Annotated in this window: 19 protein-coding genes and 3 pseudogenes; 9 read left to right on the top strand and 13 right to left on the bottom strand. The window is 69.8% G+C overall.

From position 1 onward, the window contains the following. Positions 1–320 precede the first annotated feature (320 nt). Entirely contained in the window at positions 321–524 is a 204-nt protein-coding gene (locus ACFVT1_RS40045; protein ID WP_389805495.1) for a hypothetical protein, read from the top strand. A gap of 471 nt (positions 525–995) precedes the next feature. Then, a complete protein-coding gene (locus ACFVT1_RS40050; protein ID WP_389805498.1) occupies positions 996–1655 on the top strand; it encodes an SMI1/KNR4 family protein in 660 nt (219 codons plus the stop codon). Here ACFVT1_RS40050 and ACFVT1_RS40055 read toward each other — a convergent pair. Next, entirely contained in the window at positions 1638–2231 is a 594-nt protein-coding gene (locus tag ACFVT1_RS40055; protein ID WP_389805501.1) for a TetR/AcrR family transcriptional regulator, read from the bottom strand. The two genes, ACFVT1_RS40050 and ACFVT1_RS40055, sit on opposite strands and share 18 nt — an antisense overlap. Before the next feature lie 102 nt (positions 2232–2333). Here ACFVT1_RS40055 and ACFVT1_RS40060 point away from each other — a divergent pair, with 102 nt between their 5' ends. Then, the gene (locus ACFVT1_RS40060; RefSeq protein ID WP_389805504.1) at positions 2334–3041 is read left to right on the top strand and encodes a nitroreductase; all 708 of its coding nucleotides are present in this window, start codon (positions 2334–2336) and stop codon (positions 3039–3041) included. 869 nt (positions 3042–3910) lie between these two features. Here ACFVT1_RS40060 and ACFVT1_RS40065 read toward each other — a convergent pair. Continuing rightward, positions 3911–4129 (bottom strand): hypothetical protein, encoded by a 219-nt coding sequence (locus ACFVT1_RS40065; protein WP_389805507.1) that lies wholly within the window; start codon positions 4127–4129, stop codon positions 3911–3913. A gap of 998 nt (positions 4130–5127) precedes the next feature. Next, positions 5128–5325: a hypothetical protein gene (locus tag ACFVT1_RS40070; protein WP_389805509.1), complete on the bottom strand. Its 198-nt coding sequence runs from the start codon at positions 5323–5325 to the stop codon at positions 5128–5130. Between ACFVT1_RS40070 and ACFVT1_RS40075 the strand changes: the two genes are divergently transcribed. Both ACFVT1_RS40075 and ACFVT1_RS40080 read left to right on the top strand, forming a co-directional pair. Next, positions 5230–5790, top strand: coding sequence for a replication-relaxation family protein (locus tag ACFVT1_RS40075; protein WP_389805553.1), 561 nt, complete (start codon positions 5230–5232; stop codon positions 5788–5790). The genes ACFVT1_RS40070 and ACFVT1_RS40075 overlap by 96 nt on opposite strands. Before the next feature lie 720 nt (positions 5791–6510). After that, complete coding sequence (locus ACFVT1_RS40080) at positions 6511–7311, top strand: hypothetical protein (RefSeq protein ID WP_389805511.1); 801 nt, start codon at positions 6511–6513, stop codon at positions 7309–7311. Positions 7312–7315: 4 nt separating this feature from the next. Here ACFVT1_RS40080 and ACFVT1_RS40085 read toward each other — a convergent pair. Continuing rightward, positions 7316–7570: pseudogene (locus tag ACFVT1_RS40085) on the bottom strand (helix-turn-helix transcriptional regulator); the annotation flags it as partial. 400 nt (positions 7571–7970) lie between these two features. Beyond that, positions 7971–8543, bottom strand: coding sequence for a hypothetical protein (locus ACFVT1_RS40090; RefSeq protein WP_389805513.1), 573 nt, complete (start codon positions 8541–8543; stop codon positions 7971–7973). A gap of 433 nt (positions 8544–8976) precedes the next feature. Between ACFVT1_RS40090 and ACFVT1_RS40095 the strand changes: the two genes are divergently transcribed. Together ACFVT1_RS40095 and ACFVT1_RS40100 are read left to right on the top strand one after the other, a co-directional pair. After that, on the top strand, positions 8977–10188 hold the full coding sequence (locus ACFVT1_RS40095) for a hypothetical protein (RefSeq protein ID WP_389805516.1): 1212 nt from the start codon (positions 8977–8979) through the stop codon (positions 10186–10188). A 500-nt stretch (positions 10189–10688) separates the two neighbouring features. Continuing rightward, complete coding sequence (locus tag ACFVT1_RS40100) at positions 10689–10916, top strand: hypothetical protein (protein ID WP_389805518.1); 228 nt, start codon at positions 10689–10691, stop codon at positions 10914–10916. 336 nt (positions 10917–11252) lie between these two features. Here ACFVT1_RS40100 and ACFVT1_RS40105 read toward each other — a convergent pair whose 3' ends face one another. From ACFVT1_RS40105 to ACFVT1_RS40130, 6 genes and pseudogenes are all read right to left on the bottom strand, one after another. After that, positions 11253–11426 (bottom strand): hypothetical protein, encoded by a 174-nt coding sequence (locus tag ACFVT1_RS40105; RefSeq protein ID WP_389805521.1) that lies wholly within the window; start codon positions 11424–11426, stop codon positions 11253–11255. A gap of 777 nt (positions 11427–12203) precedes the next feature. Further along, positions 12204–12795: pseudogene (locus ACFVT1_RS40110) on the bottom strand (TniB family NTP-binding protein); the annotation flags it as partial. Positions 12796–12963: 168 nt separating this feature from the next. Beyond that, the gene (locus ACFVT1_RS40115; RefSeq protein WP_389805523.1) at positions 12964–13581 is read right to left on the bottom strand and encodes a hypothetical protein; all 618 of its coding nucleotides are present in this window, start codon (positions 13579–13581) and stop codon (positions 12964–12966) included. 136 nt (positions 13582–13717) lie between these two features. Continuing rightward, on the bottom strand, positions 13718–14443 hold the full coding sequence (locus ACFVT1_RS40120; RefSeq protein ID WP_389805526.1) for an ABC transporter permease: 726 nt from the start codon (positions 14441–14443) through the stop codon (positions 13718–13720). A gap of 107 nt (positions 14444–14550) precedes the next feature. Beyond that, positions 14551–16113 (bottom strand): hypothetical protein, encoded by a 1563-nt coding sequence (locus ACFVT1_RS40125; protein WP_389805528.1) that lies wholly within the window; start codon positions 16111–16113, stop codon positions 14551–14553. After that, a complete protein-coding gene (locus ACFVT1_RS40130; RefSeq protein WP_389805531.1) occupies positions 16110–17057 on the bottom strand; it encodes an ABC transporter ATP-binding protein in 948 nt (315 codons plus the stop codon). Before ACFVT1_RS40130 ends, ACFVT1_RS40125 begins: the two co-directional genes overlap by 4 nt. A 217-nt stretch (positions 17058–17274) precedes the next feature. On the opposite strand from ACFVT1_RS40130, the gene ACFVT1_RS40135 reads away from it, so the two are divergent. Next, complete coding sequence (locus ACFVT1_RS40135; protein ID WP_389805534.1) at positions 17275–18435, top strand: sensor histidine kinase; 1161 nt, start codon at positions 17275–17277, stop codon at positions 18433–18435. Then, a complete protein-coding gene (locus ACFVT1_RS40140) occupies positions 18432–19109 on the top strand; it encodes a response regulator transcription factor (protein WP_389805537.1) in 678 nt (225 codons plus the stop codon). The genes ACFVT1_RS40135 and ACFVT1_RS40140 overlap by 4 nt, the downstream gene beginning before the upstream one ends. Before the next feature lie 631 nt (positions 19110–19740). Here the strand turns inward: ACFVT1_RS40140 and ACFVT1_RS40145 are convergent. After that, positions 19741–20936, bottom strand: a pseudogene (locus ACFVT1_RS40145) (dihydrofolate reductase family protein). 110 nt (positions 20937–21046) lie between these two features. Then, a complete protein-coding gene (locus tag ACFVT1_RS40150; protein ID WP_389805540.1) occupies positions 21047–21424 on the bottom strand; it encodes a hypothetical protein in 378 nt (125 codons plus the stop codon). Positions 21425–21519 lie beyond the last annotated feature (95 nt).

The following is a 21519-nucleotide window of genomic DNA, read 5'->3' on the forward strand; positions in this document are numbered from 1 at the left end:
TGGACCGGGACCTGCCCCACCTGCCGACAACCCACCCCATGGCAGACCTACGACACCACCTAACAAAGCCCTACTAGGAGCTGTCCGGCCGATCACGACCGATCCTCCCGACGACGCTGAACTACAGGTGGGCGACATCGATTCGTGCATTCCCGTCCCTCCCGCGCCAGGATCATCAAGTGTTTCGCTGGCTGAGGGCGGCGAGCACGTGTACGTGCTGGAAACGGTGGGAACCGAGTTCTACCCGGCCGTGGTGCTCGATTCCGACGGCCCACCGGCTGAGGCTTACCGGTGTCGGAGGACTCTGACATCATGCGGCCGTGATCACTGCGGACGACAACCTCCTGACCGGCCTGGACGAAGTGGACTGGGCGAACCTGAACCATGCCTACGGAACGGCCGCCGATGTGCCCGGCCAACTGCGCGCCCTGTGCGGAGATGACGAGCAGGCACGACAGCAGGCCGTCAGCAGCCTGTTCGATCATCTCGCGCACCAGGGAACCCGCTATCAGGCATCTCCGTAGGCCGTGCCGTTCCTTGCCCGGATCGCTCTCGCCGGCCCGGATCCGGCGCGTGAGCACGCGTTGGAGCTCCTGACCGGCCTCGCGGTCAACTGGGACGAGGAGCGCGAGATCACCGACGGGGCCGACATCGCCGCTTGGCGCGCCGAGGCCGCCGAGAACTCCTCCGACAAGCTCCTCCCGCTGTACGAGGAGGCGCTGGCTGCCGAGCAGGACGAGGACGATGCCGTCGCGAAGGCCACCTCGCTTGTTGCTGTCGGCATCCCTCGGCACGACGGCTCTCCCGGGGGCCCTCACCGCCAGTCTGGATGCCGCGGACGGCCTCGTACGCTGGGCTGCCGCCATTGCCATCGCCCAGACCGCCCGAAGGACTCAACGGCGGCGCCGCACGGATGGAGGTCCAGCAGTACGAGGACAACGCCGTCTGGCGTGTCACCCCGCCAGGCCACAGTTCCTTCGTAGCCCGCCTGCGCGTTGGACATCGTCCTGCCGGCCGACTACAAGCAGCTCGTCCAGACGTACGGCGGCGGGCCCTTCGCGGGGGTGCCCTGGCTGCTGGAACCGGGCCGCTCGGATGCAATGTACGACCTGGTCACCCAGACCGCGGGACGCGAGGAGATCCTCGCCGAACTCTGGGAAGCGGGCGAAGACAAGCCGTCGGTACTCCATGAGGTCAACGCCAGGCTGGTGCCCTGGGGGTACGTGGAGGGTGCGGGACACTTCCTGTACTGGCTGGTCCGGCCCGGTGCCGGGCCGGAGGAATGGACCGTCATCCTCAATGAGGGACGCGGCCCCCTCTGGGAGGTCTATCCGGCGTCGTGCAGCCAGTTCCTCCTCGATGTGGTGGCCGGCACGACGACATCGTTGACCCGGCGGACAGAACTCTTTTCCCACGGCCTCCGTGATCAGGTCGTTCGTGCGGCAGAACTTGCTCCCCGCCCTGCGCCGCGCCGTTCCCGGAGCCGGCACGGGACGAGGTGCCTCCGCCGGAGCCCGACTTGGCGTTGTCCGGCCGGGCCTCTCATCGAGCGGGAAACCGTCACGCAGGTGATAGGCAACCCAAGACCGTCGAGCGATGCCTCGGTGAACCTTTGTCCAGCGCGGCCCTCTTCCTCGTCAGTTCGTGCCCGGTAGAGCGCGTTCGAGGAGGACCTCGGCTGCTGCTCGCGCGTGGCGGCCGTAGTCCGCTTCGCCCAGGACCATGGCGCGACTGGCCGCACCGTCCGCGAGGGTGACCAGTTGTTCGGCGAGTGCGACGGGTTCCCGGCAGCCCAGCTCCCTCACCAAGGAAGTGACCAGCTCAGTCATCCGCAGTTTCTGTTCGCGGGCGTGGGAATGGACCGCGCTCTTCGGATCGGGGAACTCCGCGGCGGCATCGATGAACGGGCATCCGCGCACCGGAGCCGCGTCCGCCGCGGGTTGGTCGAACAGTCCGAGGATCCGCTCCCTTGGGGGGATGTCCTCGCGGGTCAGCACGCTCTCCAGGGTGGCGCCCGACGACACGAGGTCCTGCAGGTGGGCGATGACCAGGTCGCTCTTGGTCCGAAAGTGCGCGTAGAGCGTGCGCTTGGACACCGGTGCTTCCTCCGCGACCTGTTCCATACCGGTTGCATTGATCCCCTGGGCCGCGAACAGCTGGGCGGCGGCAGCCAGGATGCGCTCCCGGCCCCCACGCCCCCCTCGTCGAAGTGCGGTAGTCGTCGTACCCATGAAGCAAGTATACGTAGGCGTTTACCTCGGCAGGGTCGGCTCGCTAGGGTTGCCCCCAAGTAAACGCTTCCGTTTACATGCGCTGTCCCTGAGGAGTCTTCCATGAACAGGCCAGTCCCCGCCGGTCCCGCCGACCCCACCGAGCTGAGTGGCTGCGCGGAGAAGCTGATACGCGACCGTCACGCGACACGCGCGTTCCGTCCGGAGGCCGTGCCTGTGGACACGATGCGCGCGATCTTCTCCCTGGCCGGCGCCGCGCCGTCCAACTCCAATGCGCAGCCCTGGCAGGTGGAGGTGGTGAGCGGCGCGACGCGTGAGCGCCTGGCGCATGCTTTGCAGGCGGCCCACGCCGAGAAGCGCACCTCGGCGGACCTCCCGTATTCCGAGGACATGTACGCGCAGGTGCAGCAGGTTCGCCGGGCCGCATTCGGAGCCGAGCTGTACGGAGCGCTGGGCATCGACCCTGACGACCACGCGGCACGTGCGGCCTACGACGCGGAGAGCTTGCGCTTCTACGGCGCGCCACACGCGGCGTTCCTGTTCGTCAACGGTGACGGCGGGCCACGGCTGGCCGCTGACGTCGGCGGCTACATGCAGACCCTTCTCCTGGCGATGACTGCGTACGGCGTGGACAGCTGCCCGCAGGGACTGCTCAGCTTCTACGCCGGCACGGTCCGAGGCGAGCTCGGCGTCACCGGAGGAAAGCTGCTCGTGGGCATCTCCTTCGGCTATGCCGATGAGACCGCGCCAGTGAACCGGGTGACGACTGGGCGCGCCGCGCTCGAGGCGACCACGGCCTTCCACGACTAGTCGTGCGGGTGATCGTGCTGGGGGTGGCGGGTAGCTGTACCGGCTGGGGTGGATCTTGCGGAGCCGTACGTCGAGCTGTCGTACGTGGACGCCTTGCGTGGGCGTCGCCGACGTCCGTTGCTGGACTGTGTGACGGCCCGGCTCGAGGACGCCGCTCCGGTGCGGCAGTTTTGCTGGTCGCGGGGTGAGCGTCACTTCGCGGGCTGGTACTGGGCGGCCACGACCGGGCAACACGTCGGTTTCGAATCATGGCTGGAGCGCGCAACGTGAGTGATGGCCTCTCGTCTCAGCCAATCCAGTCCGCCCAGGTCATCGGCCTCCAGCCGACTAACTTCGCTGAGACAGGTCAGTGATTGTCCGCCGACATCGAACTCAGCCCGTCGAGTTCCTTGCCATCCAATCCAGTCGCCCCAGGTCACGGCGTCAACGGGTAGGGGTGGCATCGCAGATTCCCTTGCCAATCAAGTTAGTCGCCGCAGGTCAGCGCGTAGTCGACGACTGGCTTCGCTGTCCAAGGACAGTGATGACGCGCACCGACCCGCGATGCCCTGCACCGGAGGGGAGACTTCTCCCACCCGCACAGTCACGGTGAGCGGCCTCGGCGCGGGTGCGCGGGGTGCGGTTCACTCGGCATCACGGTGCGAGCCATCAGGTGGGGGCGCCCGGCACCGCGCGCGGTGGAGTCCACTGTGGTGCGCACCGCGCGCGGTGGACTCCGCTCTGGGCGCGCGGTGGACTCCACCGTGGTGCGCTTCGCACGCGATGAACGACGTCGCGCGCACCGGATGCGCGCGGTGCACCTTCCCGTTGGTGCGCGTTGGAGTGGGCAATGCATCGTGGAGTGACTGGGTGCGTGCTGCTCGCGGAAGTCAGCGGCGGATGTGAATGCGAATGTGCACGCTCCCGTCGACAGCGAGCGCACCGGAGCCGATCGCGATGACCGGCGCCAGGTATTGGCTGTTCCCGGTCGCCGCGAGCACCGTCACGGCCATGACTGTGACGAGCAGGGTCAACGCGATGAGCCAGTTCAAGGCCGTCCGGGCCACGGTGGCCTGGGCAGTCGAGGTGCTACGTTCGAGCTGAGTCATGGGGACGCCTTCTTTTCGTCGACATCGAAACCGGATGCAGCCAGCTGCGGCATCCCTCGCCGAAGCCGGACTTGGCACAGGTGGTCAAAGGTCCAGAACGATCGGGCTCGCTGGCTGCGAGCCGCGCTCTGGGTGATCGACGCGAAAGTCCGCTCCGCCCAACATCCCCTTGGGGCCAGGAACCCCGCCAAAGCTGCCAAAGATCAAATCCGGTCCCACTCTGTTGTGCGGGCAAGGCAACTCAAACTCAACGCCCGCATCGCCAACAGCCCTCCAGGACTGCAGACCCCGTCAAACCCGTCAAAGATCGTCAGCATGCAAGGTGCGCTCGGGTGCTGGGGCTTGGCTGGTGAACGACACGGGCGAAGCGCGCCGTGGACCGCCGCGACGTCAGTCACGGACAAATCCGCCTGGTCCAGGGGTGGTCAAGGCGAAATCGGACATGACACGACGGCGACCGTCAGACCGCGGGCAAGGGGGGCTTTGCACGGTGGCCCCGGCCCGCACCATTTCGCGTGCGGGTCGGACCTGTCACCGATCCGGCCACGACGGCCGGAGGATCCCGAGGACCCGATGACCACCGCCTCCACTCCGCACACTCCGCCATTCCCGGCGGACACCGCTGCGACGGCGAGCCCCACGGCGAGCCCTGCGACAAGCCCGGCTCCCAGCCCCGCAGCTTCCGGCCTCCGCCTGACGGTTGTTGCTGATCAGGCCCCTGATTCGCCTGCCCGGGCCGGTTGTAACTCCTCTTCTGCCAGTACTGATGTACCTGGAGAAGCGTCCCGGGCCCGGAAGACAGCGGCGACAAAGGCCGGCGCGGACCTCCGCGGCGAGGTCCTGCTCACCCTCGCTCAGCTGCGCCTGGCCACACCCCGCCAGCTCAAGGCACTGCTGCTGCCCCACCAGCAGGGCACCGATCACCTCCGTCGCGCGCTGCGCAACTTGCTGGATGAATTCCCGGCCCTGGTCGGCCGCACCCACCGCGCTCAGCAGAGCTACTGGTACTGCACCCCGGCGGGCCTCGCCGAAGCCGCTCCGGTGAGCTCGCGCCGACGGCGGGCCGGACCACGGGCAAGCGAGCGGCCGGCAAGACGGGCCTGCGGGAGCACGGCCCTGCCCTGGTCGACACCGTCGTCGCCTTCCACCAGGCGGAGGTCGCCGACCGCGCCGACTGGCAGGTGGAAGTCGCCCACCCCACCCCGGCCGGCTCCCTGGTGCCCGACGGTGTGGTGCTGCTGGCTGACGGTGCCAGCGCGTTCGTGGAGATAGACCGCACCATGTCCTACGCCCGCCTGGTCGCCAAGCTGGAGCGCTACGACGCCTACCGCAACGCGCCGCCGTCCGGGCGCGGGAACGCCGCCCGCGCCCCGCGCAGCCACTGGCAGGAGACCTACGCCGGGCCGGCCCTGGAGCGCACTTTCCCGCCGCTGCTGTTCGCCTTCGCTCCGGCGCCGCGCCGTGCGGCCCCGGCCACGAGGGAGGCTGCCTTCCACGAGCGGGCCCGCCGCGTCGGGAGTGTGAACTACCGGCTCACCGTGGCGACCACGACCCTGGCCCTGCTGACCCGCGACGGGGCCGACCGGCTGGTGTGGCGGGTCGCCGGCAGGGGCCACGGCGAGGAACGCCGTGCCCTGGACGCGCTGCCGAAGGCGCAGTGAGCACGGCGGGCCCGGCTTCCCGAGGCCGGGCCCGCCAGCCATGCGCTGTCGGTGGTGGTGGTGGTGGGGGGGCGTGGTCGCGGCCCCACGGTAAGCGCCCGAGTCCGTGTCCGGTCAGTCGGTCGTGGGCGGGCCGATGTGCAAGGACCAGTCGCCGGTGTATTCGTCCAAGTCGATCCGCAGGGGCTCCGGGGCGTCGGCGTCGTGGACGTCGGCCCAGCCGAGCCCGAGCACGGCCAGAACGTTCGCAGGCGGTGGCCACCGTCGGGACGCGGTGTACTGCTCGGGGCGGTCCGGTCTCGGGCCTGGCGCTGCCGTACGGCATGCCGGGCGAGGCGGGGAGCCTGACGTACGGCCGTCACGAAACCGGCCTCTACCGACGAGTATGACGCGTGTACGTCACGCTCCACGCTCCGGTGCCGCAGACGGTTGCGCAACGGGTTGCCCGTGCCCCTGGCCGGTGACCGCTGCGCCCCGGGTCACAGGGCGCGGGTCAGTGGGCACCGGGCGCCGACACCTCTCTCTGCAGGAGAGAGGTGTCCCTCCTCATTCATCCTCCTCCCGGGCAAGGGCCGTGAAAGGCCGTGAGGGTGGCCCGGCGGGACCGGCACTTCGGGCCCCGAATATCCGACTGACCTTTCCTGAGCGCCTGCTAGCGTGGACGACCGGCTCGTTCCGTACCGGGACCACACCGGTCTCCCACCGACGAAGAGGCAGTGCATGCGCGCAGGCAGATCCGGCTCCGCGGTCGTACTCGCGGGAACCATCGCTCTGGGGACGTTCACCGCGCCGACCGCGGAGGCGGCGGACACCGGCATCACCGTGTCGAACCTGGTCCTCAACAACGGCAAGCCCATCATCGTGGGCACGGGCGCCGAGGTCACCCCCGACTTCGCGTTCCGGAAGACCTGGCCGTCCGGGGTCAAGGCGGGCGACGCGAACACGTACCCCTTCCTGTACCGCGGCACCACGGCCGCCAAGGGCTACGAGGGCGACGACGGCATTCACATGAGCTACGTCATCACCCACTCCGACTACTCGCCCTCCCAGTGCGACGGCGAGCTGTACATCGACCCGCGCTACACCCTGGACTCCAACAGCGACGCCACGACCTGGAAGATCGGGGTCATGGCCCGTATCTGGAAGAACGGCCAGTACAAGGGCACGGAGTACCTGACCGGCTTCGGCACGATCCGGGTCAAGCGCGCGGCGAAGGTCACCGTCAACGCTTCCCCGGAGCCCGTCGCCAAGGGCAAGACGCTCACCGTGACCGGCACGATCACCCGCGCCGACTGGGTGCGGCACAAGTACACGGGCTTCGGCGGCAAGTCGGCCAGGCTCCAGTTCCGCAAGGCCGGCACCAGCACCTACACCACGGTCAAGACCGTGAAGGCAAACTCGGCCGGTGCCCTGAAGACCACGGTCACCGCCTCCGCCGACGGCCACTGGCGCTGGACCTTCGGCGAGACGGACACGACCGGCGGGGCGACCGCGGCCGGCGACTACGTCGACGTCAAGTGAGCGGCTACGACGTTCCGCGCACGCCCGCCCGGTAGCGTCCCGGCGGCACGCCCACCAACCGGCCGAAGTGCCGGGTGAGATGGGCCTGGTCGTAGAAGCCGCTGGCCGCCGCCACCTCGCCCGCCGCCCGCCCCTCCAGCAGCAGGCGCCGGGCCCGGCCGACCCGCCGGGACATCAGGTACTGGTGCGGGGCGATGCCGTACGCCCTGCCGAACACCCGTACCAGATGGGCGTGCAGCAGCCCGGCGGCGGTGTCGAGGGCCCCATAGCCCCGATGGTCACTCACGCCGTCCCGTGGCCGCAGAATCGAACACGGCGCCCGCCCCGGACCACATCCCCGGGGCGGGCGCCATCATTGTTCCCGTCAAGCAGCCCACTCCAGCCCGAGGTCGGCCAGCGCCTGGCAGGGGCTCGCCCCGATAGCCGGCCCAGCCCCCAAGAGCAGCCCGCTCCCGGGCCGCGTCCACGTCGTCCAGGACGGCGACGCCCACCTGGCCCAGGCGGTGCTGATGACCGACGCCGAAGCCGCCGACTGCCTCACCACCACCGAGGCCGGGGAGAACTGACCCCGACGCACGACGGCCCCGGGGGATCAGCCATGACGTCACCGGGGCCCGCCTCGGGGGTCGCACCGTCCAACGACGCTGCGACCCTCGCCGTCACACGCTGGCCGGCTGCGGCTCCTCCAGCACGCTGACGACCTTCTTCGCCAGCTCCGCGACGTGCGGCGGCAGATAGCTGTCCAACGAGGCGATGTCGTCGCACAGGCGGGCCTTCAGACCGTGCAGAACGTCCCCGGTGAACAGCCTCGACGGGTCGTCCTCCACCTTCTGCGCGTTCGTGGCGTGCCGCCGCCCGGAACGGAACTGCATGCTGGCCCAGGTCCCCGGCTCGCTCGCCGCAACGGGAGCCTCCTCGCCCAGCAGCCCCCCAGGTGCGCCCAGTCCCCATCGTCCGGCCCCTTGGCCCGGTCGTGCTGTTTGTTCCAGTTGGAGATACGTCTCCAGGGACTCCCGGCCCATGCCCGTGCGCTGGCAGTACGCAGCGATCAGCATGGCCACCATGTTCATCGTGTCCGCCGCGTCCGTGGCCCGGTACAGCGTCATCCGCTTCCAGGTATGCGCCTGGTCGGACTCGGTGTACCGCAGCACCTCCTGGCAGTTCGCGACCGCCTCGGAGACCAGCTGGTGAATCGCCCGCCGCAGCGGTTCGGGCATCGGGGTGGATTCCATGGCCGCACGGTAGGGGGACCACCACCTCGAACACCGTCAGTCAGGCCCGCCGCTTCCCCGGACGGACTAGGCTCCATTCCGGCCCGTGCCGGAATGGAGCGCGCGGGACAGGCCCCGGTCCCCGTGACGGGACGCAGTACGGCCGGGGCCGCCCCACCCACTGTTCCTTTCCGCCAGGTCGAAGCCGACGGTGGCCGCCAGTGAGTGAGCGGACAGGCCGTGGACGGCGAAACTCCGAGACCGCCGGGTGAACGGACCTCTACGATCTTCAGACGATTCACGTGACAGGTCTAACGCGGACGAACCGGTAGTCGGGCTGGCGCGGCAGCGAGAGCTGATACGCGCCGTCCTGAACGCCAGCAGCGCGGACGAGACGCGCTGGCTGGAGTGGAAGTCCCAGCACGACGTGTCGAAGGCAGCGGGAGCCTTCGCAGTGTCAAAAGCCATCCTTGGCTTCGCCAACCGGATGCCTGATGTAGCGGAGCAGTGGGCTGGAGGCCACGCCTACCTCTTGGTAGGGGTTGATGAAGACGCGATCCACGGGGTTCCGACGCACGATGTCGAGAAGGTCGATGGCTGGCTGAGGCGCTACTTGGGCGAGTTCAGCCGCTACCAGTTCACGTACGTCCCCATGGACACAGATGAGGGCAAGCGCCACGTCATGCTCGTCGACGTCTCTCCTCCCCGGTGGGGCGACCCTATTCACCCCCTGCACAAGGAATATGAGAGCTACCGCCCGGGCACCGTCTTCCACCGGTACGCCGGCAAGACCGAACCCGCTCGTCCAGCGGAGATCCACGCCCTCACGGGCCGCGCCCGCCGAGCAACGAAGCGCGTGAACGTAGACGTCACCATGACCACCGGCACCGTCGCCGTGCTGGCCCCGACCGAGGGCGTCCGCCGAACGATCACCGACTTCCTCCGCGAGGAGATGATGGGGCAGGTGGACGCTGCGGACGAGAGGAGGAAGGCGGCGGCCTCCGACCCGTTCGGGGCCTTCAGGCCACTCCAAGTCCTGTGGCCTGACTCCCGCTCCCCGGAGGAATTCCGGCAGGAGGTGGACGAGTACCTGAGCGACTTCGACCTGGCGATGCAGCATGCACTGGCGCAGGCGGTCAGCGCCACAGGCACGCCTCTGACCCTCACGCTGACCAATCCTGGCGAAGACAACCTCACGAAGGTCCAGGCCGTGTTGAGCCTCCCCGACACCGTCTCGGCCCATGTCACGGCCGACGCAGAGGAAGAGGTCGACTGGCCTCACCAGCCGGCCGAGTACGGAGAGGGCACCATCCCCGTACTCGGCGTCCACCAAGGGGTGCTCGGGGTGCAGCCACCGGCCTACCATCTGCCGTCCCTGCATTCCCCGGACATCGAGCAGCGCGATGGCCGCACCCTCATCCGCTTTGCCCCGGTGGACCTTCGTCCCCACGAGACCGTGGCTCTTGATCAGATCACGGTCTACAGCAGTCAGGAAGCCGACTCCTTCGTCTCGGAGTGGCGAGCGACTGCGACCAACGTCAGCGGCAAAGTACAGCGGTCCTTGTCCATCCCCGCTCAGCGTCTCGAACTGGACCTGCGGGACGTGCTCCGTGCCATGCACGGAATCGACGACGACGCAGAGCAAGAAGAGGACGGGGACGACTAGGAGCGGCAGAAGGGTCCGCGCCGACTATCTCCGGCGCGGACCTGCGGGCCCTCCAACGAGGGCTACGCGGCCCACTCAAGCACGAGCGCGGCGATGTGACGTACGTCGAAGCTGCTGCTCGAACCCGCCGCGTCTGCCTCTCCGACCGCCTGGCCCGTAGCCACACCCCGCCCCGCCCATGGGCCGATCACCCCAAGTCGCACGAACTCCGGGGACGAGCCTGGCGAGCGGGGGAGCGGCCTGTCACGGCGCCGGGCGCCGGATGTCGGCGTACACGCGCGCGCTGGGGACGGTGGCGGCGCTGATCGTCTCCCCGCGCCGCCGGTAGTCAGGATGCGGCCCTCCCGGCCTTGCGTGGGTCGGGAGGGCCGCACCTCACCGCCACCCGACCACGGGCCGGCCACAGCCCGACCACCGCAGGCCAGGCCAACACGCTGCTCCTGGACCACGATCCCGGCGGCTGGGGCGATCGGTGATGCGCTGCCCGTACGATGGCCGGCGTGACCGTCCGCCGCGCTCTTGGCGCAGGCCCCCAGGCTGCCGCGCTCAGCATCCGCGCCGCCCAGGCCGACCTGCTCGATGTTCTTCCCGGAGAGCGTCTGTCCGATCTTGACGAACTGCGGGCCCGGGGCGTGCTCGGTTCCAGCCCGGCGGCACCGCCGTCTCCGCGGCGGACCGTCGGGACCGGTGGCCGTGCCGACGAGGAACTGTCCCACCACCCCGCCTGAAACTTCCTCAGCGACGGGGCGGCGAAGTGGTACGGCGCGACCATCAGCCCGGCCCTCGCGGACGCCGCCCACTGGAGCTGTGACGAAGCAGTGATCTCCAGGGAGCTGGGCTGCTTTCGTCTGGTGTCCCGTCTTTTTGCTGGGAGTTGGAGCTGGGGTAATGGCCGCGTTCGGGCGTGATTGGCGTGGCCCGGGGGCGTGTTCGGTTTGGTTGTTCGGGCGCATGGCCTGCGGTTCAGTAGTTATGTGGGATCGATCTTGGCTTTCTCGTAGGTGTGGTGGCGCGTCTATAGGCGGCTGCGCTCTCTGGGGGCTTGGAGTTCCGAATGATGCTGGTCAGTGGCGTGCGTGGGTGAGGAAGACCCGGAGGGGATCGTTCGCGTTGCTGGCCAGGCGGGGCAGTCCGAGTCGGTGGGCGATGAGATCGAGGGCCTTGCCGGTGTCGCGGTATGGCTGTTTCGGGAGGGTGGCGAGTGTGCGGGCGAGGGCGACGGTTTCCGGATAGATCACCAGATCGCGCGCGAGGAGCGCGGGGGAGGCGCTGCCCGTGGTGGCCAGGTGAGGGTTGGCCGCGCAGAGCCGGGTCAGGCGGGTGTGCCAGCGGTGGGTGAGGTGTTGCTGGTGGTCGTACCAGCGGGTGGTGATGGCGCGTGCTGTGGCCCAGGCGGTGCTGGCACGCGGGTGTCGCAGGGGGCGCTGGTGGGCGTGGTTTGCGGCGGCGAGTTCCGGCGCGGCCCAGGTGCGGATGGTGGAGGCAAGCCGTGGGTCGGGAGTGGCTTGGTGATGGCGCGGGCATACCAGCCCGTGCGGGGTTGCATGGACCCAGGCGGTGTCGATGGCTCCATGGCTGCGGTGGCGGGTGCACAGTGTGCAGGCGCGGACGGGCTGCTGTGCGGCCTCGAGCGGTTTCCAGCGCGCGGCCGCTTCGGTGTCGTGGGCGTCGTCGTGGGAGGCTAGACGGGGGCAGGGCGCGCGTCAGGTGGGTGAGTGGGATGCGGGCCAAGGCGGCGAGGTGCCGGGCCGCGCCCAGAGTGAGGATGAGTTCGGTGGCAGGCGAGGTGCCGTGGCGATGGAGGGTGATGTCGGCCCCGTCGAGGAGCTGGGACAGCGTCAGCCGCTAGGCGTCGGCGAGGCGTTGGGCGTATGAGGCGGTCGCTTCACCGGGCAGTGGCCGTACACGGAAGACGCCCGGTGCGGCTGACGGGATCCGAAGCCATGCCCCTGCGACGACGATGCGCTGTGCGGTGCCGGCCCCTGGTGCGGCACGGGTCGTGACGTCTGTCGGGCTCACGAGGTGCTGGTACTCCGGCTTCGCGGCCGGGTGCGGTGTCGGTAGTGCTGTTCGGCGAGGTGGTCGAGGCGGACTGCTTCGAGGGTGGAATTGGTGATGCGTTCGGTGTTACGTCGATGGGGGCGGTGATGGCGGCTTGGCGGATGAGGCGGGCGAGGCCGCCGATGCGGCCGGCGGTGCGCTCGTGAAGGTACGGGGCCAGTTGGGGGAGTGTTCCGGGCCGGTGGTGGCGCAGGTCGAGTGCGCCTTCCATGGCTTTCACGAGGTCGCGGAAAGGTTCGCTCTCAGCGAGGCGGGCGGGGAAGGCGGCGCAGTCGATGAGGGAGGTGCGTCCGGCGAGCTGCGCACCGCGTACCCCGGTGAACAGGGGTGTGGTGGTGGCGTCGATTCCGGCGTAGACGAAGGTCGCGCCGATGCGTTCGGTGAGGTCTTTGATCAGATCGGCACTCTGCGCGCCGGTGGTGGTGCGGGGGTTGAGCCGGTGGATCTCGTCGATCATCACCAGCTGGACGCCGCGGCGGTGTAGGTGTGGCAGACAGAGTTGGTGATTTGGGCCTGGGACATGCCGGCGGCGACGGGGATACCGAGTCCCACAGCCCGTATCCGCCTGCCTCGGCCGGCAGTACGTCCGTGCCTTCCAGCTCACTCGTCTCGGTTTCGGCCGCCGAGCCGGTGCCGATGAGGTCGCCCAGGCTCTCGCTCCAGTCCGGGGCTGGTGCGGTCTCTGCGTCGGATGGGCGCCTCTGGCCTGGCCGGTCAGGCAGCTGTGCTGCCGGCGCGGGGGGTTTTGTGGCGGCGAGTGTGGTGTTCTGTCCCGACAGGGCCGCGGATGTGGCGCAGGAGCTGGTCGAGGGCATCGGCGAGATCGGCTTCGTGCTGGTCACGGTCACCGCGCTGTTCGACTTCGGTCTGGATGTGGTGCCAGAGGGCATCGTTGAAGGGCTGGTGGACGTGGTCGCGGTGGATCCAGGGGATCTCGTGGAGCCGTCCGTGGGTGAGACGGATGAAGATCTGGAGGGCGTCGTGGGGGTTGTGGTGGATCTCCCACTTGCCGTCCCTGGCCGTGACGGGGGAGCGCTGGCCGCGGTGAGGGTCGAGGATGTCGTGGTTGTAGGTGCGGCAGCTCAGACGGATGCCGCGGTCAGTGATGGGCTGCCAGCGCACCGGCAGTAGTTCGAGATAGTCGGCCCCGGTCAAGGGCAGGGGCACGTAGCCGCTGAGGGTGAGCAGCGCGGCCCACATCTGGTTCGGCGTGAGCGCGGTCTTGGGCAGGACGGGGTGACGCAGTCCGTCGTGAGGCCGGTTCTGCCAGTGGGTGATCCATGCGTCGAGGAAGTCCTGCAGCTGCGGGGAGATCAGCGTCAAGACCGGCATCCCGAAGACCTCCCTGCACCGTTACCCGAAGGGATAGCGGTGCAGGGAGCCGGAGTGGCCGTCGCATACCTGCTATCGGTCCGTTCCCAGAGGCGTTGGGCCCGAAGCCACCGCGCTCGCGGTCGGCTCGATTCGGCTACGCGTCGCGCCTGTGCAGCAGCTGGCTGCCGACCAGCAGCGCGGCCGCGGCCCACGCGGCGAGCACGCCCAGGCCGGCCCATGGGCCGATGGGCAGCTCGTCCAGATGGGCGGTGGCTTGGACCGCGAGTCCGGCGGTCATGGGCGAGATCTGCTGGAGGTGGCGCTGCCACTCCGGGTCGTTGACCACCTGGGTGACGACCGGGAAGAGGTAGAGCAGCCCGAGCACGATCCCGATGGCGGTCGCCGCCTCCCGTACCGCCGTCGCCACGCCGAGGCCGAATAGGGCGATCAGGACGAGGTAGAGGGCCGAGCCCACGGCCGCGCGCAGGGTCGGGCCGTCGGCCAGGGAGAGCGGGGCATAGTCGTGCGCCTCGGTGAATCCGTTGCCGGGCAGGATGTAGCGGCCGGCGAGGAGGGAGGCCAGGACGGCAGCCGTCCCGGAGGCGAGGACGACCGTGGTGAGGACCGTCGCCTTGGCGGTGAGGACGGTGAGCCGGTTCGGCACCGCCGTGAGCGTGGTGCGGATCATCCCGGTGCCGTACTCGCCGCTGACGGCCAGCACCGCGAGGACGGCGATTACCGCCTGCCCGACGGTGACGCCGGTCAGGGCGATCTTGACGGCGTCCTGGCCGCACCCCGCGTCCGGGCACTTCACGGTCTTGGCGGTGCCGCAGCCGACGGCCACGGTCAGCGCGACGGCGAGCAGGAGCAACCTGCCCATTTCCCCTGCGGTGCGCAGCTTTGTCCACTCCGCGCGCAGGGCGCGGCCGAAGTCCCCTCGCCACGTGCCGTCAGCCGTGCTCGTGAGTCGTGCACCGCTCAGGAGACTCATACGTTCCTCCCGCGCAGCCGCACCACGGCCAGGCCGAAGGTGAGCGCGGCGTATCCGCACAGCACGGCGAGGCCGGCCCAGGGCGCTAGCGGGTAGTAGCCGGTCGACGGCTCGTACACGCTGAGCACCTGCGCGTACTGCGGCAGGGTCTGCTGGATGGCGAAGCCCGCAGCCGGGGTCACCCGCAGCAGCCACTCCGAGACGCCCGGGGGCAGTACGCCGGAGGTGGCAAGCAGGAAGGGCAGCACGATTGACGCGATGACCAGGGCGACCGCCGTGCCGCTGCGCCGCAGCAGGGCACCGACGCTGAGAGCGAGCACAGCGGCGGCTGCGCAGAGCAGGCCGGTGCCGACCATGACGCGCACTTCGGTCGCCGACGTGGCGGGGAAGACATGGAAGCCTCTGCCGCGCGCGCTGCGTTCCCCGATGGGAATGGTGATCGCGGCTGCCGCCAGGCCGATGGCGAACGCGACGCCCCCGGCCACCAGCGCCTTGGCACCAAGCACCCGGTCCCGCAGGGGAGTTGCCGCCATGGTCGTACGCAGCAGACCGCGCCGGTACTCGCCGGTGATGAACACCGTGCCCACGACGATCACCACGATCAGCCCGGCGAATGTGCCGACGAGGAAGTTCTCGACGGAGAAGCCGACGCCCATGACGGGCCCGCCGACGACCGGTGCGATGTCACCGGCCCCGGTCACGGTGAACCCGCCGCCGTCGGTCTGGGTGAAGCCGCCCTTGGTGGTGTTCGTGTAGCTGCCGGAGGTGCCCGCGTCGCCGCCCACCTGCGTGCCGCTCCACGCGCTCTGGGACCAGCCGCCGGTGAGGCCGGGACGGCCGAAGGTGCCGGTGGCCACGGCGGGGCTGAAGCCCGTGCCCGCCGCGGTGTCCTGCTTCGCCTCCGGTGACGTCGCGAAGAGCCCGGCCTGCACGGTGCGCGCAAGCCCCGGCAGCTTCGCATGGCCGACCTTGGTCCAGTGGGAGCCGTCGGTGGAGGTGAACCCGGTGAGACTGTCACCGGAGCGGACCAGGCGCAGCCAGCGCGGGGACTCCTGGGAGACCTTGCCGGACGGGCCTGCCGTGTCGTGCGTGTAGTCGTACTGCATGCGCACGCCGTGGCTGCCGGTGGCCATGACCGCTGCGTACGGGGATCCCTGGGTGAGGCTTTCCTTCACGATGATCCCGGCCTTCGCCCAGGGCTGGGCGCCCTGGGCCGTCTTGCCGGTACTGGTGTCGGCCACACCAGTCAGCGACCGCAGGGGAACGGTGAGGGTGCCGTCGCCGGTGAGCGTCTCGTGGACGAAGTAGAAGCTGTCGTTGACGGCCTCGCCGCCGGGGCCCTTCGGATATGAGGCGGAGTCGGCGCCGCCCCCGCCGGGGGCGGGGGCGGCCGTGCCGAGCAGGCCGACCACGATCGTCGCCAGGAGCGCCCCCGCCATGGCGAGGACCCAGCCGCGTACCGTACGGAACTTCGTCCACTCGGCGTGCAGCGTCCTGAGGAACCCGCCCCGCTCAGCGCGCCTCGTGGCCGGGGGGCGAGGGGTGAGGGTGGCGGTCATCGCGTGGCCTCCCCCGCGGGGATGCCCCGGTACTCCACCGCGCCCCGGGTGAGCTCCATGTACGCCTCTTCGAGCGTCGCCCGGTGCGCGGACACCTGGGAGAACGGCACCCCGTTCCGGGCGAGCAGGGCCACGATCTCCTCGTCGGGCAGGCCCGTGACGCCGAGGGTGTCGGGGCCGGTGGCGACAACGGTGGCGCCCGCGCCACGCAGGACCTGGGCGGCGCGCGGAGGCGCGGAGGTACGCAGGGTGACCCGGCCGCCGGACGCGTCGGCGAGCAGTTCGGACACGCTGGTGTCCGCGACGACGCGGCCGCGGCCGATCACCACGAGATGGTCCGCGGTGTCTTCGAGTTCGCTCATCAGGTGACTGGAGACCAGGACGGCGCGGCCCTGCCGGGCCAGCGACGACAGGAAGCCGCGCATCCACACGATGCCGTCGGGGTCGAGGCCGTTGAACGGCTCGTCCAGCATGACGGCCGGCGGGTCGCCGAGCAGCGCCGCCGCGATCCCCAGGCGCTGGCGCATGCCCAGCGAGAAGCCGCCGGCCTTGCGCCGGGCCGCCGTGCCCAGGCCGGCCTGTTCGATGACCTCGTCCACCTGCCGGGCCGGCACGCCCTGTGAGTGGGCCAGCCACAGCAGGTGGTTACGGGCAGTGCGGCTCGGCTGCAGCGCGGAGGCGTCGAGCAGTGCCCCCAGGTGCCGAAGCGGGCGACGCAGGGTGCGGTACGGCACCCCGCCGACCAGGGCCTTTCCCTCCTCAGCCGTGTCAAGGCCGAGGATCACGCGCATGGTGGTGGACTTGCCCGCGCCGTTCGGGCCGACGAAGCCGGTCACCCGTCCGGGCCGCACGGTGAACGTCATCCCGTCCAGAGCCAGCTGTGGCCCGAAGCGTTTACGCAAACCGATGACCTCGATCGCCGCCTTCGTACTCTCATCGCTCATGGCCCCACCCTGTGACGGAGCGGGTTACAGGGGCCGAACGGCTACTGTCATCTCGCTGTTAGGCGCCTCGGCTTAGCCTGGCCTGGTACGTGTCCTGGTGCGGTGGCGAGAGGGGAGCATGCGGATGAAATGGGGTCCGCCCCGACGGCTCGCGGGCCTGACTACCTGGCTCGGCCTGCGCCGTGGCACTGCCCGAACCCGCTTCACCGCCTTGTACGTGACTCTGTTCCTGCTGTCGGGAACGGCGCTGCTCGCCATCGCGGCCGTGGTGGCGTCCGGCGGATCGCGCTCCAGCCAGACCGCCCCCGATGGCGGCACCGGTCAGCCCGCCACGGCGGCACTGGCCCAGGGCCGCATCGACGAGCTGGAGCAGCAGCTGGCCCAGGCGCACGAGACCCAGTCCCGGCAGATCCTGATCGGCTCCGCCATCGCCCTCGGCGTCATGGCGGTGATATCGGTCGGCCTCGGCTGGTTCGTCGCCGGCCGGGTGCTGCGCCCGCTGCGCGTGATGACAGCGGCCACCCGCCGGATCACCGCCGACAGCCTGCACGAACGCCTGGCCATCGGCGGCCCCGGCGACGAGGTGAAAGACCTCGCCGACACCATCGACGACCTCCTCGGCCGCCTGGAGGGCTCCTTCGACGCCCAGCGCCTCTTCGTCGCCAACGCCTCCCACGAGCTGCGCACCCCGCTCACCACGATGCGGGCGTCCTTGGACGTGGCCCTCGCCAAGCCGGGCCCGGTACCCGAGACCACGGCCACGCTGGCCGCCCGGATGCGTGCCGAACTCGACCAGGTGGACCGGCTGCTGGAGAGTTTCCTCGTCCTGGCTCGCACCCAGCACGGCGAGTTCACCGACTCGGCGCGCCTCGCCCTCGGCCAACTCGCGCTGACCGCCCTGACCGGACGGGCAAAGGACATTGCGGCCAAGGGCCTGACCATGCGTGAAAACCGGATCGACGACTCCGCATGGGTGTGGGGCAGCCGGACGCTGCTGCGCCGCGCGGTCGACAACGTGGTCGACAACGCGATCGCGCACAACGGCCCCGGGGGCTGGATCAGTGTCGCGGTACGGGCCGAAGGAGACGACGCAGGCGCAGTGTCCCTCGTCGTCGAGTCCAGCGGTCCGGTCCTCGACCAGCGGCGGGTGGCGGACCTCGTGCAGCCCTTCCGCCGCCTTGGCGCCGACCGGACCGGCACCGGCCAGGGCAGCGGCCTCGGCCTCTCCATCGTCGCGGCCATCACTCAGGCCCACCACGGCACCCTGGACCTGCGCGCCCGCCCCGACGGCGGCCTGCGCGTCACCATCACCCTCCCCCGTACGGACGGCAGGGCGACAGCGAAAGCTCCCAACAATGAGACAGGCTGGGCACGTTGAGAGTTCTGGTGGTCGAAGACGCCCGCCCCCTCGCCGAAGTCATTGCCGAGGGACTGCGCGACCAGGGCATGGCCGTGGACGTGGCCCACGACGGGCTCGACGCCGCGGCCAAGCTGGACGTCAACGCGTACGACGTCGTCGTGCTCGACCGAGACCTGCCAGGCATCCACGGCGACACCCTCTGCCAGATGATCACCGAGCAGGACGGCCGCGTGATGGTCCTGATGCTGACCGCGGCCGACTCACCCGGCGACCGCGTCAGCGGCCTGACCCTGGGTGCCGACGACTACCTCGCCAAGCCCTTCCACTTTCCCGAACTCATCCTGCGCATCCGCGCCCTGGCCCGCCGTCGCCCCGCCGCCCGGTCCCGCACCCTGAGCACGGCGGGCATCGAACTCGACCCGATGCGCCGCACCGCCAGCCGCGACGGCCACCAACTCGACCTCTCCGTCAAGGAATTCGCGGTACTCGAAGCCCTCCTGAACGCGAGCCCCGCCTTCCTCAGCACGGAGAACCTCCTCGAACAGGTCTGGGACGAACACGCCGACCCGTTCACCAACACCGTCACGGTGACCATCAGCCGCCTGCGCCGCAAACTCGGCGACCCCCCGGTCATCGCCACCACACCCGGCGTGGGGTATCGGATCATCGACCCAGCCGTCCCATCCGACTGAGCAGCCGCCAGGAGCCAGCGGCCCGCGAGCGGAGGCAATGCTCAGTGCACCCGACTCCAGTCACCTGCGCAGCCGACGTCGGAGACTGGCACACGCGACCACTCCCACAAACGTCCTTTGCGCGAGCAAGATCAATCACGGGCCGCCGGACCCCCGCCGGACCCGGATTCGTTCGCAGAGCCCGTTCTCACTCAAAAGCGGGGTGGGCCCCCTTTCGAGCTTGTCGTCCGCCACCGTCCACGCCGGCAACGCCCGTGCCAGCACCTGCTCCCCGACCCCGGTCAACTGCGACAGCAGACCCTGCCCCGCCGCATCCAGCAGTACCTCCGCATCCGCGCGCCCGGCCCCGCCGTCATGCCGGGGCCGACTGTTGCGCGACTTCCAGCAGCCCAACAATGCACCGGACTCCAAGCCGTAGCGGGCCGCTGTCCGGCAGAGGAAGGAGAACGTCGTCTCCCCGGCGAGGGGAGGAACACGGAAGACCGGTGAAACCATCCCCCAGCCTTCCGGACCACGCCCACCCCTGCACGCACTTTCCGCCGCGCCGCCCCCGCCAGCCGCAGTGCATCCCGTCGGCCCTCTGTACACATACGGGCGATGTCCCACGGCCTCGCCGCCAGGCCCGGGAGGGCTACACCAGGTGCCGGTTCGGGGCCTTCGCCACCTGCGCGTACTCGGGCAGCTCGATCACGGTCACACCGGCCTCCCGCAGGAGCTCAGCTCCGTTTGCGCCGGGGACGAACGTGTCAGGCTCCCGCCAGGCGGTGACGACACGGCGGATCCCGGCGTTCTGGATGAGCTGCGCGCAAGGCCGTGGCCGCGATGCGCGCCTCGCACAGGGCTCCAGCGAGCTGTAGACCGACGCTCCGGCCAGGCGCGGCTCATCATCGCCGAGCTTGGCCAAGGCGCCCTCCTCGGCATGATCGTGGGGGTCGTTCTCACGCGAGTAGCCGCGGGCGAGTTCGGTGCCATCGGCGGCGACGATGACCGCGCCCACGCTGAAGGCGGTTTCGGAGGGCGGGCACCGGTCGGCCAGTTCGCAGGCGAGCGCGAGCCAGGCCCGGTCCGCAGCGACAGCTTCGTGACCGGTGCCGGGGCGGCCGCGGTCATCCGAATTGAGGTCTGTGGTCATCGAGGCTCCGTGCTGATGTCCTTGGGCGCGTACCGAATCAGTACCACGTCGCCGATCTGCCGCGTCTCCAGCAGCCGCAGCCGGGCGGATGGTCCGCCCATGTAGTGGGCCGGGCCCAGCATCCTCACGGCGTCACTCTGGCCGACCAGAAGCGGGGCGACGGCGAGCTGTAGCTCGTCAGCGAGATGCTGCTCGAGGAACTGGGTGTGAATGGTGCCGCCTCCTTCGACCATCAACCGGCGCACCTTGTACACCTCGCCGAGAACGTCGAGGGCAACCGACCAGGTGGCATCCTGCGGAACACCCTGAATGGTGGCGAGACCGCCAAGCGCCTTTCCCGCCAACTCCGCAGCCCTGCTCCCGACGGCAAGGACGAGCTTCTCACCCCCGTGGTGCCAGAACTTCCAGTCCGGGTCGAGGTCACCGGTCCTGGTGATGGTGACCTTCAGCGGATACTCCGGCAGACCTGCCGCGACCCGGCCGGCACGCCGCTGCTCGGAATTGACCAGCAGGCGGGGATTGTCGGCGCGCAGGGTTCCCGCTCCTACGAGGATCGCGTCCGCGCTCGCACGGACGGAGTCCACACGGTCAAAGTCCTCCGGGTTGGACAGCAGCAGCCGGTCCTCGCCCGGCCGGGTGTCGAGGTAGCCGTCCAAAGACACGGCGGCGGACAGCAGGACATACGGGTAGGGCACGGGACGACTCCAGCTGGAGGGAACGGCGGGGGAGAAGGACAGAGAGAGGACGAGTGCCAGCCGCATGCGACCGGGCGCCGGCCTCTACATCGCCTCCACGAGGGTGTCGGTCAGAATTTCGCGAACTGGATGTCCCGGCAGTCGGCGCACATCTGGGCCGCGGGGAGGGCATAGCCGGCGGCCCGCTGGCAGTATGCGCAGATTCCCTCAAGCGGGTGACCACCGCACAGGCACATCAGGACCCGGCCGTCGGGCTCGTCCGCCGTCTGAGTCGGCACGACGCACGCGTCCACCCCCGAGCACTGTGCGCACTCGTACGCGGGCGGTTCGCCGCCCTGGGTGATCGCCTCGTAGAAGCTACCCACTCCGTAGGCGTCCACCGCTCCCGCGATGTCGGCGTACGCCTTCCCGCAGAGAAGGCAGACGACAGGACGGCGCGGTTCGCCGGTGACGACCGCCGCGAACTGGCCGCAGGACAGACAGCGCACGGCCGGGCTCCCGGCAGCATTCACCGAATGGGTTAAATTAAAAGGCTAAATAGAATCTCCTGTCAGGGTTAAATCATGTTAGTGTTCAGGGTGGA

This window comes from Streptomyces sp. NPDC057963 (genome assembly GCF_042887155.1).
Taxonomy (GTDB): domain Bacteria; phylum Actinomycetota; class Actinomycetes; order Streptomycetales; family Streptomycetaceae; genus Streptomyces.

What these genes read in the sequence shown, in the direction of transcription:
- ACFVT1_RS40080 (WP_389805511.1), top strand. Translation starts at nt 6,511, where the DNA reads ATGCGCGCAGGCAGATCCGGCTCCGCGGTCGTACTCGCGGGAACCATC.
- ACFVT1_RS40055 (WP_389805501.1), bottom strand. Translation starts at nt 2,231, where the DNA reads ATGGGTACGACGACTACCGCACTTCGACGAGGGGGGCGTGGGGGCCGG.
- ACFVT1_RS40060 (WP_389805504.1), top strand. Translation starts at nt 2,334, where the DNA reads ATGAACAGGCCAGTCCCCGCCGGTCCCGCCGACCCCACCGAGCTGAGT.
- ACFVT1_RS40125 (WP_389805528.1), bottom strand. Translation starts at nt 16,113, where the DNA reads ATGACCGCCACCCTCACCCCTCGCCCCCCGGCCACGAGGCGCGCTGAG.
- ACFVT1_RS40090 (WP_389805513.1), bottom strand. Translation starts at nt 8,543, where the DNA reads ATGGAATCCACCCCGATGCCCGAACCGCTGCGGCGGGCGATTCACCAG.
- ACFVT1_RS40065 (WP_389805507.1), bottom strand. Translation starts at nt 4,129, where the DNA reads ATGACTCAGCTCGAACGTAGCACCTCGACTGCCCAGGCCACCGTGGCC.
- ACFVT1_RS40115 (WP_389805523.1), bottom strand. Translation starts at nt 13,581, where the DNA reads ATGCCGGTCTTGACGCTGATCTCCCCGCAGCTGCAGGACTTCCTCGAC.
- ACFVT1_RS40130 (WP_389805531.1), bottom strand. Translation starts at nt 17,057, where the DNA reads ATGAGCGATGAGAGTACGAAGGCGGCGATCGAGGTCATCGGTTTGCGT.
- ACFVT1_RS40120 (WP_389805526.1), bottom strand. Translation starts at nt 14,443, where the DNA reads ATGGGCAGGTTGCTCCTGCTCGCCGTCGCGCTGACCGTGGCCGTCGGC.